General features: G+C 68.1%; 12 protein-coding genes. 1 reads left to right on the plus strand and 11 read right to left on the minus strand.

Going from position 1 to position 17,668, the window contains the following annotated elements:
• Positions 1-9: 9 nt before the first annotated feature.
• The 3 genes from M8009_RS08400 to ptsP are packed head-to-tail and all read right to left on the minus strand — an operon-like array spanning position 10 to position 5,668.
• Positions 10-1,788 (minus strand): PTS fructose-like transporter subunit IIB, encoded by a 1,779-nt coding sequence (locus M8009_RS08400; RefSeq protein WP_250060372.1) that lies wholly within the window; start codon positions 1,786-1,788, stop codon positions 10-12.
• Positions 1,785-2,759, minus strand: a complete 975-nt coding sequence (gene pfkB, locus M8009_RS08405; RefSeq protein WP_250060373.1) for a 1-phosphofructokinase — start codon at positions 2,757-2,759, stop codon at positions 1,785-1,787. The genes M8009_RS08400 and pfkB overlap by 4 nt, the downstream gene beginning before the upstream one ends.
• On the minus strand, positions 2,759-5,668 hold the full coding sequence (ptsP, locus tag M8009_RS08410) for a phosphoenolpyruvate--protein phosphotransferase (protein WP_250060374.1): 2,910 nt from the start codon (positions 5,666-5,668) through the stop codon (positions 2,759-2,761). The genes pfkB and ptsP overlap by 1 nt, the downstream gene beginning before the upstream one ends.
• Positions 5,669-5,885: 217 nt before the next feature.
• On the opposite strand from ptsP, the gene cra reads away from it, so the two are divergent.
• Complete coding sequence (gene cra / locus M8009_RS08415) at positions 5,886-6,893, plus strand: catabolite repressor/activator (RefSeq protein ID WP_250060375.1); 1,008 nt, start codon at positions 5,886-5,888, stop codon at positions 6,891-6,893.
• A gap of 4 nt (positions 6,894-6,897) precedes the next feature.
• On the opposite strand, the gene M8009_RS08420 is transcribed toward cra, so the two are convergent.
• The 8 genes from M8009_RS08420 to M8009_RS08455 form a co-directional block, all read right to left on the minus strand.
• Positions 6,898-9,081: an ATP-binding protein gene (locus M8009_RS08420; protein ID WP_250060376.1), complete on the minus strand. Its 2,184-nt coding sequence runs from the start codon at positions 9,079-9,081 to the stop codon at positions 6,898-6,900.
• 24 nt (positions 9,082-9,105) lie between these two features.
• Entirely contained in the window at positions 9,106-9,624 is a 519-nt protein-coding gene (locus tag M8009_RS08425) for a putative pterin-binding protein (protein WP_250060377.1), read from the minus strand.
• A gap of 137 nt (positions 9,625-9,761) precedes the next feature.
• The gene (locus M8009_RS08430; protein ID WP_250060378.1) at positions 9,762-10,580 is read right to left on the minus strand and encodes a DUF2189 domain-containing protein; all 819 of its coding nucleotides are present in this window, start codon (positions 10,578-10,580) and stop codon (positions 9,762-9,764) included.
• 187 nt (positions 10,581-10,767) lie between these two features.
• A complete protein-coding gene (locus M8009_RS08435) occupies positions 10,768-11,670 on the minus strand; it encodes a ZIP family metal transporter (protein WP_250060379.1) in 903 nt (300 codons plus the stop codon).
• A 129-nt stretch (positions 11,671-11,799) separates the two neighbouring features.
• Positions 11,800-12,228: a universal stress protein gene (locus tag M8009_RS08440; RefSeq protein WP_250060380.1), complete on the minus strand. Its 429-nt coding sequence runs from the start codon at positions 12,226-12,228 to the stop codon at positions 11,800-11,802.
• Between the two features lie 13 nt (positions 12,229-12,241).
• On the minus strand, positions 12,242-14,836 hold the full coding sequence (locus tag M8009_RS08445) for a TRAP transporter permease (RefSeq protein WP_250060381.1): 2,595 nt from the start codon (positions 14,834-14,836) through the stop codon (positions 12,242-12,244).
• A gap of 137 nt (positions 14,837-14,973) precedes the next feature.
• The gene (locus M8009_RS08450) at positions 14,974-15,954 is read right to left on the minus strand and encodes a TAXI family TRAP transporter solute-binding subunit (protein WP_250060382.1); all 981 of its coding nucleotides are present in this window, start codon (positions 15,952-15,954) and stop codon (positions 14,974-14,976) included.
• 235 nt (positions 15,955-16,189) lie between these two features.
• Entirely contained in the window at positions 16,190-17,578 is a 1,389-nt protein-coding gene (locus M8009_RS08455) for a KamA family radical SAM protein (RefSeq protein WP_250060383.1), read from the minus strand.
• Positions 17,579-17,668 lie beyond the last annotated feature (90 nt).

The following is a 17,668-nucleotide window of genomic DNA, read 5'->3' on the forward strand; positions in this document are numbered from 1 at the left end:
GGGCGTTGCTCAGGCCCGGGCCTCGACGGCCACGGCCTGGCTGCCGCGCTTGATCGCCGCATACCCGAGGCCAGTCACCAGGGAACCGATGATGATGGCGGCGAGATAGAGCAGCACCGGGTTGATGGCGTTGGGGATCAGCAGCACGAAGATGCCGCCGTGGGGAGCCATCAGCTTGGCACCCACCAGCATGGAGAGCGCGCCGGTGATCGCCCCGCCGACCATGCACACCGGGATCACCCGCAGCGGGTCCTTGGCGGCGAAGGGAATGGCGCCCTCGCTGATGAAGCAGAAGCCCAGCACGAAGGAGGCCTTGCCCGCCTCGCGCTCCGGCTCGGAGAATTTGTGGCGTGCCACGAAGCTGGCAATGCCCATGCCGATGGCCGGCACCATGCCCGCGGCCATGATCGCCGCCATGGGGCCATAGGTCTCGGAGGCCAGCAGCCCTACGCCGAAGGTGTAGGCGGCCTTGTTGACCGGCCCACCGAGATCGAAGCACATCATGGCGCCGAGCAGGATGCCGAGCAGCACGGCGTTGGTGGAGCCCATGTTCTCGAGGAAGGTGGTCAGTGCGGAAAGGATGGCCGCTACCGGCTCGCCGACGACATAGATCATGGTCAGGCCGGTGATCAGGCTCGCCACCAGCGGGATGATCAGGATCGGCTTGAGGGACTCGACGCTCGACGGCAGCTTCACATGGCGAGTCACCGCCAGCGCCACGTAGCCGGCCAAGAAGCCCGCCAGGATGCCGCCGATGAAGCCGGCGCCGATCTCCGAGGCGAGCATGCCGCCGATCATCCCCGGGGCGATGCCCGGCCGGTCGGCGATGGAGTAGGCGATGTAGCCGGCCAGCACCGGTACCATCAGCGCGAAGGCGGTGCCGCCACCGATCTGCATCAGCGCCGCGGCCAGGGTGCCCTCCTGCTGAAAGGCCTCGATGCCGAACACGAAGGAGAGCGCGATCAGCAGGCCCCCGGCCACCACCATGGGCAGCATGAAGGAGACCCCGGTGAGCAGGTGCTGGTAGACGCCCTTCTCCCTGCTGCCCTTACTCTTGCCACCCTTGCCCCTGCCGTCCTTGTTGGCCTCACCGCCGGCTGGTGCGCCACCCGCCTGCTCCACCTCGGCCTCTTCGAGTGCCGCCTCGATGGTCGGCGTCGGCTTCTTCAGGGCGTTGCCGGTGGAGGTGCGATAGACACGCTTGCCGGCGAAGCGGACCGCATCGACCTCGATGTCACAGGCCAGGATCACCAGGTCGGCCGCGGCGATCTCCTCCTCGCTGAGCTGGTCCTGGGCGCCCACCGAGCCCTGGGTCTCCACGCGGATCTCGTGGCCCAACGCCTTGCCCGCCTCGGCCAGCGCCTCGGCGGCCATGAAGGTATGGGCCACGCCGGTCGGGCAGGCGGTCACCGCCACGATCTTGCGCTGGCCTCCGCTGTCCGGCCGGGCGAGCGGTGCCTCGCTTTCGGCGGGCGGCGTGTACTCGCTGGCCTCGCGGCTGGTCCGCTCGAGGAAGGCACGCGGGTCGGGCAGGGCCTGGTCGATGGCGGCGCGGAACAGGCGCTTGCCGGCAAACCGCGCCGGCGCCGGCACGTGATCGGCGGCGACCACCACCAGGTCCGCCTCGGCGATCTCCTCGGCAGTGACGGGTGTCGGCGGCTCGAGTTCGCCGTGCATCTCGACCCGGGTCTGCCAGCCGAGGCGGCTGGCGGCCTGCTCGAGGCGACGGGCGGCGAGGAAGGTGGTGGCCATGCCGCTGGGGCAGGCGGTGATGATGATGGCGTTCATGCTAGGGCTCCCCCTGCGTCGACGTCGTTGAGACGCCGCACGCGGGTCTGTTGTTGGAGTTGCGGGAAATCCGGGGCACGGGCATCGCCCACGCCCACATGACGGACGGATTCGGCGGACAGCGCCGTGGCCAGGCGCAGCACCTGCTCGGGGGGATGCCCCGAGAGCACGCCGTGCAGCATGGCGGCGACCAGGGTGTCGCCTGCGCCCACGGTGCTGGCAACGTCGAGTCGCGGCGGCAGGGCCTGCCAGGCGCCGCGCCGGCTGATCCAGAGCACGCCCTCGGGGCCGGCGGAGATCAATGCCTCCTCGACGCCGTGGGCGTAGAGCCTGAGCGCCGCCCTGAGCCGGGCGTCGGCGCTCGTCAGCGGCGTGCCGGCCCAGGCGGCCAACTCCTGCTCGTTGGGCTTGACCGCCGAGGGGCCTGCCTCGATGGCCGCCGCCAGGGCCTCGCCGCTGGTGTCGACCCACACCGGCAGGTCGGCCGCGCGCAGGCGAGCGACCAGGTCGGCGAGGCCTTCGGGGGCCACCCCCGGCGGCAGGCTGCCGGCGATCACCACCGCCTCGGGACGCCGCAGCGGATCGGCGGCGCGGTCGTCGAGCCAGTCGAGCAGTCGCTGCCAGGCCGCGTCATCGATGGCCGCCCCGGGCCCGTTGATGTCGGTGACCCGGCCGTCGGCCTCGGCGAGCTTGGCGTTGATGCGGGTCTCGCCCGGCACCCGGATGAAGGCGTCCTCCACCGCCAGGGCCTCGAAGGCGCGCAGGAAGGGGCCGTCGTTGTCGGCGCCGAGGAACCCCGAGACGCTGACCTCGTGGCCGAGCTCGACCAGCACCCGGGCCACGTTGACCCCCTTGCCGGCGGCGGCGAGGTGCGTCTCGCGGGTGCGGTTGACCTCACCCGGCACCAGGCGGGCGAGGCTCACCGAGAGGTCCAGGGCGGGGTTGAGGGTGAGCGTCATGATGCGGGCCATCAGCGCACCTCCAGGGCGTCGCGTACCGCCTCGCTGGTGGCCTGGGCCAGGGCCAGTTCGGCCTGGCGGCGCGCCTCCTCGAGGTCGAACTCGGCGAGCCGCGCCTTGACAAGCGGCACCTGGCGGGCGCTCACCGACAGCTCGTCGACGCCAAGCCCCACCAGCACCGGCACGGCAACGGCGTCACTGGCGAGCTCACCGCAGACCCCCACCCACTTGTCCTGGGCATGGGCGGCGGTGACGGTCATCTCGATCAGCTTGAGCACCGCCGGGTGCAGGCCATCGGCCTGGGCGGAGAGCTCCGGGTGGCCGCGGTCGATGGCCAGGGTGTACTGGGTCAGGTCGTTCGTGCCCACCGAGAAGAAGTCCACCTCGGCGGCCAGGGTCGGCGCCAGCAGGGCACAGGAGGGAACCTCGATCATCACCCCGAGCTGGACGTCGGTGGTCCGCTCGGCCTCGGGAATCTCCTCGAGCAGGCGGTCGAGGATTGCCTTGGCGGCGCGGAACTCGCTGACGTCCTTGACCATCGGCAGCATGATACGCAGCGGCCTGCCTTTTCCCGAGGGGGCTGCCACCGGGTCGCCGGCCGCAGGATCGCCTGCCGCCGCCATCAGCATGGCGCGCAGTTGGGTCTCGAGCACCTCGGGCCTGGTGAGCGCCAGGCGAATGCCGCGCAGGCCGAGGAAGGGGTTGTCCTCCTGCGGCACCGGCCAGTAGGGCAGCGGCTTGTCGCCGCCGACGTCCAGGGTTCGCGCCACCAGCGGGCGGCCGTCTAGGGCGTCCAGCGCTTCGCGGTACTCGCCGATTTGGGTCTCGAGGTCCGGCTGCTGGGCATGGGCCATGAACAGGAACTCGGTGCGCAGCAGGCCGACGCCCTCTGCGCCGCGTTCCACGGCGTCCAGGGCATGGGCGGTATTGCCCAGGTTGGCGGCCACCTCGACGCGGTGGCCGTCGCGGGTACGGGCCTCCTGGAAGCGTGCCTTCCAGGCCTCGGCCTCGCGCCGCTGGTGCTCGACCAGGCGTCGCTCTGCGGCCTCGCGGCGCTCCGTGGAGGGCGAGGGAATCACCCGGCCGCGCTCGCCGTCGAGGATCAGCTCGACGCCGTCCGCCAGGGTCAGCACTCGCCTGCCGCCCCCCACCACGGCGGGAATGCCCAATGCCCGGGCCAGGATCGCGCTGTGGGAGGTGGCCCCGCCGCGGGCGGTGAGCAGGCCGCGCACCCGGGAGGTATCGAGGCGCGCCACGTCGGAGGGCCCGACATCATCGGTGACCAGGATATAGGGGTGCGCCGGCGGCTCGGGGAGCTCGACCCGGCAAAGGATGCCCAGCACCCGCCGGCCGACGTCACGCAGGTCGGCGGCACGCTCGGCAAGCAGCCGGTCGGCGAGCATCTCCTGGGCGTGGGCGGCGGTCTCGATGGCTTCCCACCAGGCGGCCTCGGCGGAGCTGCCCTCCTGGAGCTGCTCACGGGCGGCCTCGCGCAGCTCGGGGTCACTCAACATCTCCTCGTGCATGGAGAGGATCTGGGCGACTTCGCCGCCGCGGGCCTGCTGTACCAGGGCCTCGAGTTGCTCGGCGCCTTCGTGGATCGCCTGGTCGAGGCGACGGGCCTCGACGGCGGGGTCCTCGGCGCGCCGGGGATAGTCGAAGTGCGGCGTGCGCAGCACGAAGACCGGCGCGATGGCCAGCCCCGGCGAGGCGGACACGGCCAGATGCGGCTCATCGGCGGGCAATGGTTCCGGCGCCGGTTCGTCGACGACCTTGGCCGTCTGCTCGCGACTCTCGTCGAAGGGCAGTACCTGCTCGCCAAGCCCCTCGGCCACGGCATTGCAGACCGCCTCCAGGGCGGCCTCGGCGCCCTCCCCCTCGGCGGAGAAGATGAGCTGCTGCCCGCGGCGCGCCCCGAGGTTGATCACCTTGGTCAGGCTGCTGGCCGAGACCGCATCGAAGCCGCCATCGGCCAGGCGAACGCGGATCGCCAGGCCCTGGGCGCGGGCCACCTGCACCAGCTGCTTGGCCGGGCGGGCGTGCAGGCCATGGGCATTGAGCACGCGAGCCTGGCGGGTGCGGTCCGCGGCGGTTTCGCCGGCGAACCGCGCCAGCAGCGTCTCGGCATCGAGGCCATGCAGCTCGTGTGCGCTGTCGGCGTCCAGCAGGGCGAGGATGCGCTCCAGCAGGCCGCGATGGGCGTCGCCCTGGGCGGCCAGGCAGAAGACCCCGGTGACCCGCTCGCCCGCCTCCTCGAGGAGCGTATCGGCGGTCGCCAGCGACAGCGCCGGCACCTCGACGCCACGCTCGCTGCTGACCAGCCAGAGCCCCTGGCCGAGCCCCAGGGGAGCACGTTCGGCGACGCTGGCCACGAAGTCGCTGCCCACGCAGCCGGCCTGGCGCAGTCGGGCCGCCCCGGCCAGCGCCAGTTCCTGGCGGTCACGGGCGGGAAAGCCCAGGCAGAGGGTGTCGGCATCCAGGCGCGCCTCGACCACCGCCTTCGACAGCAGACCGGCGATCTCGCCGCGGGAGTCGGCGGCGGCCAGGCGCTCGGCGACGCCCTCGCGGTCCAGTACATGGGTCAGCTGGCGCAGGATGTCCAGGTGCTCATCGCTCTGGGCGGCGATGGCCACCAGCACATGCACGCGGTTGCCGTCGTGCCACTCGATGCCGGCCGGGAACTGCAGCACGCGCACGCCGGTACGACGGACATGCTGGCGGCTATCGGGGGTGCCGTGGGGAATGGCGATGGCATTGCCCAGGAAGGTCGAGGACTGCGCCTCGCGGTCGAGCAGTCCGTCGCGGTAAGGGCGCTCGACCAGGCCCGCCTCGTGCAGGGACTCGGCGGCCTGATCCAGCGCCATGCGCCAATCATCGGCCCGGCAGTCGAGCAGGATATCGTCCTGGCGTAGGGTCAACATGGGTCTCTCCCGTTCGCGCGGTGACGGGCGGTGGTCGCCTCTCGCTCAGCCCTCTCGGAGAATCGCTGCACTCGCTGGCTGAATCGTGTCACCTGTGATGCCATTTATGCTGAATCGATTCATACTGGTTGGCAAGGCCGACACCGTACGACTTTGGCAGGGGGTGCAGGGCCCGACCCGTGGCGTAGAATTCCCGCAACCTTTACCGAGGACGCTCATGACACTCGCCGAAATCGCCCGCCTGGCCGGGGTCTCCCGTACCACGGCCAGCTATGTCATCAACGGCAAGGCCCGGGAGCGGCGCATCAGCCCGGAGACCATCGACCGGGTGATGGCCGTGGTGCAGCAGCACGGCTACCGGGTCGACGCCCAGGCCGCCGCGCTGCGACGAGGGGCAAGCCGCCTGCTGGGGCTGATCATCCCCGACCTGGAGAACGTCAGCTATGCGCGCCTGGCCAAGCGGCTCGAACGCGGTGCCCGGGAGGCGGGCTACCGGCTGCTGATCGTCGGCTCCGACGACGACCCGGAGAGCGAACGCGAGCTGGCCCATGCGCTGCGCGCCCAGCGCTGCGAGGTGCTGATCACCGCCAGCTGCCTGCCCATGGAGGACCCCTTCTATGCCGAGCTGATGGCGGCCGGCCTGCCGGTGGTAGCCGTGGACCGTGGCCTCGACCCGCATCACTTCGCCAGCGTGGTCAGCAACGACCGCGAGGCCGCCGAGCGACTGACCCGCTCGGTGCTCGATGATGGGGTGACGCGCATCGCCTGGCTGGATGCCGTCCCGGCCCTATCGATCAGCCGGGAGCGCCGTGCCGGCTTCCAGCAGGCACTGGCCGACCATCCACCGCTGGAAGTGATCACCTGCGGCGCCCGGCGCTACGACCGCGTCGAGGGGGCCCGGCTGATGCGCGAGCTGCTCGATGGCCATGGCATGCCTGACGCCCTGGTCACCGCCTCCTACACCCTGCTCGATGGCGTCTTCGACGTGCTGCTGGAGGATGGCGGCCTGCCGCCGGCGCTGCGCCTGGCCACCTTCGGCGACAGCCGCCTGCTGGACTTCCTGCCCCTGCCGGTCAACTCCGCGGTCCAGGACCATGACCGCATCGCCACCCTGACCCTGGCGTGTGCCCTCGCCGCCTCACGGGGCGAGTACCGACCGGGCCTGCAGGTGGTAGAGCGCCACCTGCGCTGGCGCCTTCCCGGTCGCGCCACCGTGCGGTCCTGAGGGGTCAATCGCCCGGCGTCCAGGCCTCCAGCGCCACCAGGGTCAGGGCCAGGCAACGATGCAGGGCACTCAGGGCGAGGGCCACCTCGTCCAGCAGCCCTTCCCTGCCCAGGCGCTCCAGCCGCGAGGCCAACCCGGCCACCCTCACCGCGCCGAGGCTCGAGGCCTCCCCCTTGAGCTGGTGGGCAAGGTACTCGACCCGGTGTGGCGCCCCCTCAGCCACGGCCTGCTCCAGGCCGGCCAGGTGCTCTGTCGCCTGCTGCCGGAAGAGGGCGATCAGGGCGGCCAACCCCTGCTCGCCCAGGCTCTCGCCCAGTGCCGAGAGGGTGGCGGCCTCCAGCGGCTGGTCGGCGCCCCCCTCCCCCGCCCTGGCGGCAGGACGCCCGACGGCGGGAGAGGGGCCCGCCTGGCGCAGGTGCCGCTGCAGGGTCGCCATCAGGGCATCCTGGAACAGCGGCTTGGTGAGGTAGCCGTTCATGCCGGCCGCCAGGCAGCGTGCCTGATCCCCCCCCGGCCCGCCGGCGGTCATGGCCACCACCGGCACCTCGGCCGACCAGCCGCCGCGGGCACGCAGCCGACGCGTGGCCTCGAGCCCATCCATGCCGGGCAACTGCACGTCCATGAAGATCAGGTCGAAGCGCTCCCGGCCCGCCAGGCGGAGCGCCGCGTTCGCCGAGTCGGCCACGCTGACCCGACAGCCGAGCCGCTCGAGCATGGCTCGGGCGACCTGCTGGTTGACCGGGTTATCCTCGACCACCAGCAGCCGGGCATCGGCCACACGCTGCTCGGGGGCGGTCACTGCCGCATCCGCCATTTCCTCACCGTCCTCGGCCGCGGTCAGCGGCAGCACGAACCAGAAGCGGCTACCGTGGCCCACCTCGCTCTGAAGCCCGATGCGTCCGCCCTGGGCCTCCACCAGCCGCTTGCTGATGGCCAGCCCCAGGCCAGTGCCGCCGAAGCGTCGGGCGGTGGAGGGATCGCCCTGCTGGAAGGGCTCGAACAGCTGGGCCTGGCGGCGAGGGGCGATCCCGCCCCCCGTGTCGATGACCTCGAAGAGTACCTGCCCCTCCCCTTCATCACGCACCCTCAGGCGGACCTCGCCCTGCTCGGTGAACTTGATGGCGTTGGAGAGCAGGTTGAGCAGCACCTGGCGCAACCGACCAACATCCCCCACCAGGTACGGCGGCAGCTCGGGATCCAGCTCGCACACCAGCTGGATGCCCCGGGCCTCGGCCCGCGGCGCGAACAGCGAGATGGCACCATCGACCAGCTCGCCGAGATCGAAGGGGCACGCCTCGAGCTCCAGGCGCTGGGCCTCGATCTTGGAGAAGTCCAGGATGTCGTTGATCAGCTCGAGCAGCAGCCCGGCACTGTCATGGATGGTGTCGGAGTAATGACGCGCCCGGTCGGGAAGCGGCTGGTCCTGCAGCAGGTCGCTCATGCCGATCACGCCGTTGAGCGGGGTTCGGATCTCGTGGCTGACCGTGGCCAGGAACTCCGACTTGGCCCGATTCGCCGACTCGGCCTCTCGGGCGGTGACCTCCAGCTCGCGGCTCAGCGCCTCCAAGTCCCGCCGGGCGGCGGCATTGTCGCGGGCCTCGCGAAACAGGAAGGCGACCACCAGCGAGACCGCCAGGCTCATGGCCAGGATCAGCAGCAGCAGCACGCCATAGAGGGTCTGCAATCGCTCCCGTTCCCGGGTGGTGGTCTCGGCCAGGTGGCCATTGATGGCGATGATCAGCCGCTCGGTCACCCCACCCAGGGCCTCGAGTCGCTGGGTCAGGCTGGCCCGGGCGTCATCGTCGAGGCGCTCGAGCCCATGGATCTGGTCATCCAGGGCCTGCAGGTGCCGCTCGATCTCCGGGATCAGCTGCTCGGCCACGCGGATGTTGCCGAGCAGCTGGGTGATGTCGCCATCCTGCAGCAGGGTCAGGCGGCTGTAGAGCAGCTCGAAGCGCAGGCGCAGGGCCTCAAGCGACTCGCGGGAAAGGTCCGGTCGGGCGAGGAAGCTGCGCAGCTGCACCGTGTCCCGGTCGAGCTTGTAGGCGTGCCAGGCCGCATCTCCTCCCACGCTCTCGGCCAGGCTGTCCTGGCGCCAGGCCACCAGGCCGACCACCACCAGGGCGGCGGCGAAGAACACCAGGGCGGCGATGGCGCCCAGCTTGAGACGCAGGGGATAGCGCAGCACTTCGGGCCTCCGCGGCCGGGAGGATCAGGGCACGATGATCCGCTCGACGTGCCATACCGAGCGGAAGCGGATGGCCTCGGTGAGCAGTTCGGGATGCTCGTCAAAGGGGTAGAGCACGAACAGCGGTCCGTACTCACGGATGGTCAGCGGTTCGCCGTCGCGGGTCATGGCCAGGATCACGTCGTGGCGCCGGAAGTCCGCCACCGGGACCTCGGCCTCGTAATGGTTGAGCGCCCGGATGCGCACTTGCTCGGCATCACCGGCACCGACCGTCTCGAGCAGGGTGCGGAGCAGCGGGCCCTCGTAACGCCCCCTGTCGCGATGCCAGGGCGTGTGGGTCTCGATGACCCGCCCCGGCAGGGCCTCGAGCATGGCGCGGTCGAAGTGCGCCTCCTCGCCCACGTTGGCGCGGGCGATGTCACCACTCAGCATCAGGAGCACCTTCCCCGAGGGCGCCGGGAGCGGCGAGGCCAGGGCGAGGGAGAACGGCACCAGGGCCGAGAGCAGCAGTACGAGCGGACGAAGGGCGATACCGGTCAGCATCGGCAGGCTTCCTGCGAACTGTAAAGATGCCCCAAGACTACGCGATTCGACCTCGGAGGTCAGGAGGAGATCCAGCAAAAACATCGGGGAGCACCAAGCGCTCCCCGATGTCTCTCGTGCCTGCCGAGCAGATCAGGTCAGCTCTTCAGCTCCTCCACCGGCTCGATGCGCACCAGGTCCTCGTAGGCGTGCCAGCTGGCGTGGCCTAGCACCGGCAGGATCAGCGCCAGGCCGATGTAGAAGGTCATCACCCCGACCAGCACGCTGCCGGTGAGGATCACCGCCCACAGCAGCATCGGGCGGAAGTTCTTCGCCACCGAACGGATGCTGGCCTCGATGCCCTCCATGAAGGTCAGGTCCTGGTCCATCAGGGTGGGAATGGCCACCACGCTGATGGTGAAGGCGCCGAACGCCAGGACGGCGCCGATCGCGGTGCCCACCGCCAGCATCATCAGGCCGTTGGTGGTGGTCAGCAGCGACGCGTAGAGCGTCTCGGGACTCGGTGCCTCCAGGCCGAAGAAGAGCGCGAACAGCAGGGTGGCCAGGCGGATCCAGGCGAGGAAGAAGATCATCATCATCACGCCCATCATCGCCAGCTGCCCCGCATGGCCCTTCCAGCCGCCGAAGGCATCGCCCAGGTTGGGGACGCGGCCTGCCTCCAGGGCTCGGCTGATGCCGTAGGAGCCCACCGCCACCAGGGGACCGAGGAACATGAAGCCGGCAATCAGCGGCAGCAGCCAGTGCCAGAGGCCCAGCGTGAAGGCGCCGGCGGTAACGGCGATACTCAGCCCTACCCAGAACATGCCGTAAGCCAGACTGACCGCTGTCGCCTGTCTGAAATCCTCGAACCCTGCCGCCAGCCAGGCTCGCGGCTTATCCATGCCCACCGACCGAATGCTGATCCTGACATTGGGCGCAGCACCCTTGCCATGCTCTCTTGGTGTTGCTGCATTCATGGTCACACCCCTGTTTGCCGCCTGTTGAGTCCCGGTGCTGCCGGGCCGGTTCAAGGCCGCATCCCGGCACGCGGCCGTAATGCGCCCTTTATCTCTTAACACCTGGTTAATGTAGACGACGGCAGCCATTCCCGCAGGATGTGTTGCCTGACGGCACTCAACGCAGAATGTCCTGGCGGCGCGGGCTTCACCCCAGGGTCTTGCCCAGGGTCATCATCAGCACGAAGCCGACCAGCACCCCCATGGTGGCGTGGGTCTGGTGCCCCTTGCGGTGGGATTCGGGAATGATCTCGTGGCTGATCACGAACAGCATGGCCCCGGCGGCGAAGGCCAGCCCCAGCGGCAGCAGGAAGGCGGCAACGGTGACCAACACGGCACCGAGGGTTCCGCCCACCGGCTCGACGAGCCCGGTGAGCAGGGCCACGCCAAGGCCGGTCCAGCGGCTGTAGCCCACGCTCATCAGGCCGATCGCCACGATCAGCCCTTCCGGCATGTTCTGCAGCCCGATGCCGATGGTGATGGCCAGGCCGCCGGTGATGTCGCCGGTGCTGTAGCCGACCCCTACCGCCAGCCCCTCGGGCAGGTTATGGATGGAGATGGCGAAGATGAACAGCCAGATGCGCTTGATGCGGGCCGCCTCGGCGCCGCTCTGCTTGCCCACGGCGAAGTGCTCGTGGGGCAGCAGCTTGTCCAGCAGCAGCACGGCCATGCCTCCGAGGCCGATGCCCAGGGAGACCAGCAGCGACGCACCCAGCACATCCGGCACATAGCGCTGGGCCTCGGTGATCGCCGGCTCCGCCAGGGAGAAGGCGGTGGCCGCCAGCATCACCCCGGCGCCGAAGCCCAGCAGGGAATCCTGGACGCGGTAGCTGACGCGCTCGAACAGCAGCACCGGTAGGGCCCCCACCAGGGTAAAGAGACCCGCCACCAGGCTCGCCAGGATGCCGAGCTGTACCCGGCCCAGGCCGTCGATCCAGTCCAGCCGACCGGCCTCCTGGAACCACCAGGCGAGCAGCAAGCCGAGCGTAGCCAGCAGCATCACCGGCATCAGCCAGGCGCGCCCAATGTACTTCCATTGCTCCGTGGTCATCTGTCTCGCTCCCTGCCTCGCCCGGTGGTCCAGTGTCGAGCACAGGCCCCCCATGCACGAACGCCTCCCTAGAAGGGAGGCGTTCGCAGGGTACTACATCAGAATACTGGATGAAGTTGGCGGTCCCGCTCAGCGCACGATCATCACCGACATCTTGGTGTGATGCACCACATGCTCGGCATTGGGCCCGAGCACGTAGTCGGCGAACTTGCGCTTGTTGTGGGACGCCATGACGATCAGGTCCACCTCGAGCTTCTTCGCCGCCTTGATGATGGCTTCCCACGGGGAGCCATCGACGATCACGCTCTGGGCCGTGATGTCCTCGGGCACGTGATCGCGAATGAACTCGTGCTGGGCCTGAGAGATCGCCTCATGGGCCTTCTTGGCGAAGTCCTTGGGGAAGTAGGAGCCGACCAGCGGCATGCGGTAGTCCGGCAGCACCGTCACCACATGCAGCGACGCGCCGAAGCTGCGGCACAGCGCCACCGCCGTCGGCAGCGCCTTGGTCCAGGAGGCCTCCTCGTTGAGGTCCACCGGCAACATGATCTTCTGGTACATGACGCTCTCTCCTTCAGGCTGACACCGCGGCGGCACTGCGATCACGCCGCCGGCGCTGCATCACTACGATCAGGCCGAACACCAGGAAGGCCGGAATCCACATCAGCTCCTTGGTCCAGCGGTCCACCGGCGCAAGCACCTCGATGATCTCCTGGTCGAAGTCGAAGCCCATATCCGCGGCCTGGCTGCCATAGGCCACCATGTCGACCACGGCCCGATCGTCCTCGATAACCAGCTCCATGCCCAGGTTCTCGAGCCGCTCCTGCCCGGTCTCGCCCTCCGGCACCGGCAGCGTCATGTAGGTGGTCATGGGATCGCCGAAGGCGTCCAGGCCGCTGATCTGCAGCCGCAGGGTGGAGTCTTCATCGACATCGCCCAGCGCCTCGACGAACTGCGCCGGCGGTACGGACTCGTAGGGATCATGGATCATGTCCATCCAGAAGCCCGGCCGGAACAGCGTGAACGCGATCAGCAGCAGCACGATGGACTCATACCAGCGATTGCGGGCAATCATGAAGCCCTGGGTGGCCGCGGCGAAGATCAGCATGGCGATGGTCGATACCACGAAGATCACGATGCCCTGCAGGAAGGTCACATCGATGAGCAGCAGATCGGTGTTGAAGATGAACAGGAACGGCAGTGCCGCGGTGCGCAGGCTGTAGTAGAAGGCCTGGAAACCCGTGCGGATCGGGTCACCGCCCGAGACCGCTGCCGCGGCGAAGGACGCCAGCCCCACCGGGGGCGTGACGTCGGCCATGATACCGAAGTAGAACACGAACAAGTGCACCGCGATCAGCGGCACCAGCAGGCCGTTCTCCGCACCCAGCTGCACAACGACCGGCGCCAGCAGCGCCGAGACCACGATGTAGTTGGCCGTGGTGGGCAGTCCCATGCCGAGGATCAGGCTAAGCACCGCGGTGAGCAACAGGATCAGCATCAGATTACCCATGGCGAGGGTTTCCACCACCTCGGCCAATACCAGGCCCACACCGGTCTGGGAGACGGCCCCGACGATGATGCCGGCGGTGGCGGTGGCGATGCCGATGCCGATCATGTTGCGGGCACCGGTGACCAGGCCGCTCCACAGGTCCATGACGCCTTCTCGCAGGTCCGCGCTCATCTCGCTGCGCCCCCGGAAAATCGAGGTAATGGGACGCTGAGTAAGCATGATGAAGATCATGAACACCGTGGCCCAGAAGGCCGACAGCCCGGGAGAGAGGCGCTCCACCATCAGACACCAGACCAGCACGATCACCGGCAGGATGTATTGCAGGCCGACCAGCACAGTGGGCTTGGTCTGGGGCAGTGTGTAGATGGGGGTGTCCGGGTCGTCGAGCTCCAGCTCGGGATACCCCGCGGCCAGCTTAAGCAGTGCGACATAAATCACCGTCAGGGCGACCGCGACCACCCAGGGAGTGGCATCGCCCAGCACCGGCTTGAGCCAGCCCAGGCCGTAGTATACGGCGAGGGCGGTGACCATCATCAGCAGCAGGCCGCCGAGGAAGCCGATCACCTTGCGCACCAAGGGCTTGGGCGGATTGCTGCTCTGCAGCCCCTGCATGTTCGCCTTCATGGCCTCCAGGTGAACGATATAGACCAAGGCGATATAGGAGATCAGCGCCGGCAGGAAGGCGTGCTTGATGACCTCCACGTAGGAGATGCCCACGTACTCGACCATCAGGAAGGCCGCGGCGCCCATCACCGGCGGCATGATCTGGCCGTTGACCGAAGACGCCACCTCAACGGCACCGGCCTTCTCGGCGGAGAAACCGACGCGTTTCATCATCGGCACGGTGAAGGTGCCGGTGGTCACGACGTTGGCAATCGACGAGCCGGAAATGAGCCCGGTCATGGCAGACGCCACCACGGCGGCCTTGGCGGGCCCCCCCTTGTAGTGGCCGAGCAGCGAGAAGGCGACCTTGATGAAGTAGTTGCCCGCCCCGGCCTTGTCGAGCAGGGCGCCGAACAGCACGAACAGGAACACGAAGCTGGTCGAGACCCCCAGCGCGATGCCGAAGACCCCCTGGGTCGTCAGCCACTGGTGATTGACCAGGCCAAAGAGGCTGACCCCGCCATGCGAGAGGATTCCGGGCATCCAGGGACCGGCCAAACTGTAAATTAGAAAAACCGATGCCACGATCATCAGCGGCGGGCCCAGTGCCCGTCGCGTCGCCTCGAGCAGCAGCAGGATGCCGGCCACGCCGATGATCACGTCCTGCAGGATCGGCGCGCCCGGGCGCTGGGCCAGCTGCTCATAGAACATGAACATGTAGGCGCCGCAGAAGGCCGCCGCCGCCGCCAGCACCCAGTCCTGGACGGGAATGCGATCACGGGGGGAGCGCTTGAGCGCCGGGTAGGCCATATAGGCCAGAAAGAGTGCGAAGGCCAGGTGGATGGAGCGGGACTCGGTGGCATTGAAGACGCCGAACCCGAGGATGAAGGGGATCGGGGACGAAATCCACAGCTGGAAGAGCGACCATGCTGCCGCAATGCTCACCAATAGTTTCCCGGGCATGCCGGCCGGTTTGCGTGCCCCCGTATCACTGGAGGCGACCATATCCTCGAGATCCACCCCGGTTCCCGAAGGTTTATTTTTGTCGTCAGTCATATGCCTGCCCTGTTCCGAGTCGATTGACGCATGATTGCCATCTCGCAATTCCTGCCAGCATTCGAAACCAGAATGCGCGGCCCCCTCGGATGACCGCGCATTCTTCACCGAGGTGAAATCACCTCAGACGAGCCGCCTCACTCGATCCAGCCCTGCTCGCGATAGTAGCGGGCCGCGCCATCGTGCAGCGGAGCGGACAGGCCCATCGTCACCATCTCTTCCTGATCGAGATTCTCGAAGGCCGGATGCAGCTGCTTGAAGCGATCGAAGTTGTCGAAGATCGCCTTGACGGTCTGGTAGACGATCTCCTCGTCGGCCTCGGCGGTGGTCACGAAGGTCGCCGCCACGCCAAAGGTCTCGACATCCTCGTCGTTGCCCTTGTAGAGGCCCCCGGGGATGACCGACTTGGAGTAGTAAGGGAACTCCTCGACGATACCGTCGATGGCCTCATCGTTCAGCGGGATCAGGCGGGCATCCACGGTGGTGGTGGCCTCCTGGATGGAGCCATTCGGGTGACCGACCACGTAGACCATGGCATCGACGTTGTTGTCGGCCAGGGCCGCGGCCTGCTCGGCGGCGTCCAGCTGGGAGGCCAGTGAGAAGGTATCCTTGGTCCAGCCCTTGGCTTCCATCACCACTTCCATGGTGTTGCGCTGTCCGGAGCCCGGGTTGCCAATGTTGACGCGCTTGCCCTCCAGGTCGTCGAGGGTCTCGATGCCAGAGTCGGCGCGTGCCAGCAGGGTCAGTGGCTCGCCGTGGACGCGGAAGACCGCCCGCAGGTCCTCGTAGGCGTCACCTTCGAAGTTGCCGGTGCCGTTATAGGCCTGGTACTGGACGTCGGACTGCACCACGCCCATGTCCAGCTGGCCGGACTTGATGCCATTGATGTTGGCCACCGAGCCGCCGGTGGAGGGCGCGTTGCACTTGATGTTGGCGTCTTCCAGACGGTTCACCAGGCGACAGACGGACTGGCCGACCACATAGTAGACGCCGGTCTGGCCGCCGGTACCGATGGTGATGAACTTCTCTTCCTCCTGGGCCATGGCCGGTGATGCGAACATCGCGGCCCCCAGGATCGCGCCGGTGAAGGCAGCAGCAGAGAATGCATGGCGTTTCATGAACACACCTCTTTGTTTTCAACAAACGTGTTGGGCAAACGGGTTCCACTATGGCAGCCCCGTGACGCGACCGCCGGCGGCATTGCCGCCCTCTCCTACTTTAGCGAAAAAAGCGGTCACATGATGAGGCCTTTTTCCTTATGTAGGGAGTCTAGACCCGGAAAGACGTTTAGTGAGCGTTAATTTTCGCCGCCTCTTCTCACGCAGGACACAACGCCAAGGCCTACGGATCGCCTCACGACGCCTTCATGATCAACGCCTGCTTCTCGTCCTTCATGGCCGCGAACTCGTCCTCATAGAAGAACTCGCTCTCCCCCAGCGCGGGCTCCAGATGGTTGAGCCAGGTGGCCTCTTCGTCGTACTTGGCGAAGAAGGGCCGCTGTACCCAGTCGCTGTCGCGGCCCTGGATGAAACGCAGCACGAAGACCTTCTCGCCGTGGATCTCGGCGACCCCCTGGATCTCCACCTTGCCCGGATCGGCGGACATCGACGGCCCACGGGCGGTACGCGCCAGGCCCGGCACCTGCTTCATGGCCTCGCGGTAGAGCTCCCAGGCCCGCACCAGCGGCACCTCAAAGTAGTGACGAGCGCCGGTGTCGCGCTCCACGAACATATAGTAGGGGATCATCCCCAGACGCACCTGGGTGGTCCACATGCGCGCCCACTGGTCGGCATCGTCGTTGATGTGCTTGAGCAGCGGCGCCTGGGTGCGGATCTCGGCCCCGGTGGCGCGGATGCGGCGGATCGCCTCGCGGCAGATGGGGGTATCCATCTCCTTCCAGTGGTTGAAGTGCGCCATGAAGGCCACATGCTTGCCCGCCGCCGTCAGCTCGCGGAACAGCGCGAGGATATCCTCGGCGTCCGGGTCGGTGACGAAGCGGTAGGGCCAGAAGGTCAGGCTCTTGGTGCCGATGCGGATGTCCTGGACGTGGTCCAGTTCGGGGGCCATCAGCCCTTCCAGGTACTGGCGCAGGTGCCTGGCCTTCATCACCATGGGGTCGCCGCCGGTCATCAGCAGGTCGGTGACCTCGGTGTGCTCGGCCAGGTAGCGATGCAGCGAATCCGCGTCGCTTGCGGCGAACTTCAGCTCCTTGTCACCGACGAACTGCGCCCAGCGGAAGCAGAAGGTGCAGTAGCTGTGGCACACCTGTCCCTGGCTCGGGAAGAACAGCACCGTCTCGCGGTACTTGTGCTGCATGCCGGGCAGCGGCTCGCCATCGAGCAGCGGCAGGTTGAGGTCCATCTGCCCCGCCGGGTGGGGGTTGAGCTCGGAGCGGATGCGTTCGATCACCGGCTTCATCTCGGCGACATCGGCGCCTCGACGAACGAGTGCAGCCACTTCCTCGAAGTGCTCGGGGCGCAGCATGCCCCGCTGGGGGAAGGTGAGCTGGAAGACCGGATCCTCGGGCACGTTATTCCAGTCGATCAGCTCGTCGATCACGTATTCGTTGACCCGGAACGGCAGCACCTGACTGACCACCCGCATGTCGAAACGCAGGTCGTCAGGCAGGTGCTGGAGGGCCTCGATCCTGTCCAGCTGGCGGTGAGTATAGACCCTGAACGGGCGGGCCTCGAAGGCCTCGGACCCAGCATCTCCGAGAGCGATGTTCACGCGCTGGTTCATGCCACCTCCTGATGTCGTTGTGCGGCGGCGGGGCGGCCATGGGGGCCCTGCACGGCGGACGAGAGCGTCCGCTGCGCCGGCAAGGAACCG

Source organism: Halomonas gemina (assembly GCF_023554995.1).
Taxonomy (GTDB): Bacteria; Pseudomonadota; Gammaproteobacteria; order Pseudomonadales; family Halomonadaceae; genus Halomonas; species Halomonas gemina.

Coding starts and splice junctions, on each gene's coding strand:
- M8009_RS08430 (WP_250060378.1), bottom strand. CDS start 10,580: ATGAATGCAGCAACACCAAGAGAGCATGGCAAGGGTGCTGCGCCCAAT.
- ptsP (WP_250060374.1), bottom strand. CDS start 5,668: ATGTTGACCCTACGCCAGGACGATATCCTGCTCGACTGCCGGGCCGAT.
- M8009_RS08425 (WP_250060377.1), bottom strand. CDS start 9,624: ATGCTGACCGGTATCGCCCTTCGTCCGCTCGTACTGCTGCTCTCGGCC.
- M8009_RS08400 (WP_250060372.1), bottom strand. CDS start 1,788: ATGAACGCCATCATCATCACCGCCTGCCCCAGCGGCATGGCCACCACC.
- M8009_RS08445 (WP_250060381.1), bottom strand. CDS start 14,836: ATGACTGACGACAAAAATAAACCTTCGGGAACCGGGGTGGATCTCGAG.
- M8009_RS08440 (WP_250060380.1), bottom strand. CDS start 12,228: ATGTACCAGAAGATCATGTTGCCGGTGGACCTCAACGAGGAGGCCTCC.
- M8009_RS08450 (WP_250060382.1), bottom strand. CDS start 15,954: ATGAAACGCCATGCATTCTCTGCTGCTGCCTTCACCGGCGCGATCCTG.
- cra (WP_250060375.1), top strand. CDS start 5,886: ATGACACTCGCCGAAATCGCCCGCCTGGCCGGGGTCTCCCGTACCACG.
- M8009_RS08435 (WP_250060379.1), bottom strand. CDS start 11,670: ATGACCACGGAGCAATGGAAGTACATTGGGCGCGCCTGGCTGATGCCG.
- M8009_RS08455 (WP_250060383.1), bottom strand. CDS start 17,578: ATGAACCAGCGCGTGAACATCGCTCTCGGAGATGCTGGGTCCGAGGCC.
- pfkB (WP_250060373.1), bottom strand. CDS start 2,759: ATGGCCCGCATCATGACGCTCACCCTCAACCCCGCCCTGGACCTCTCG.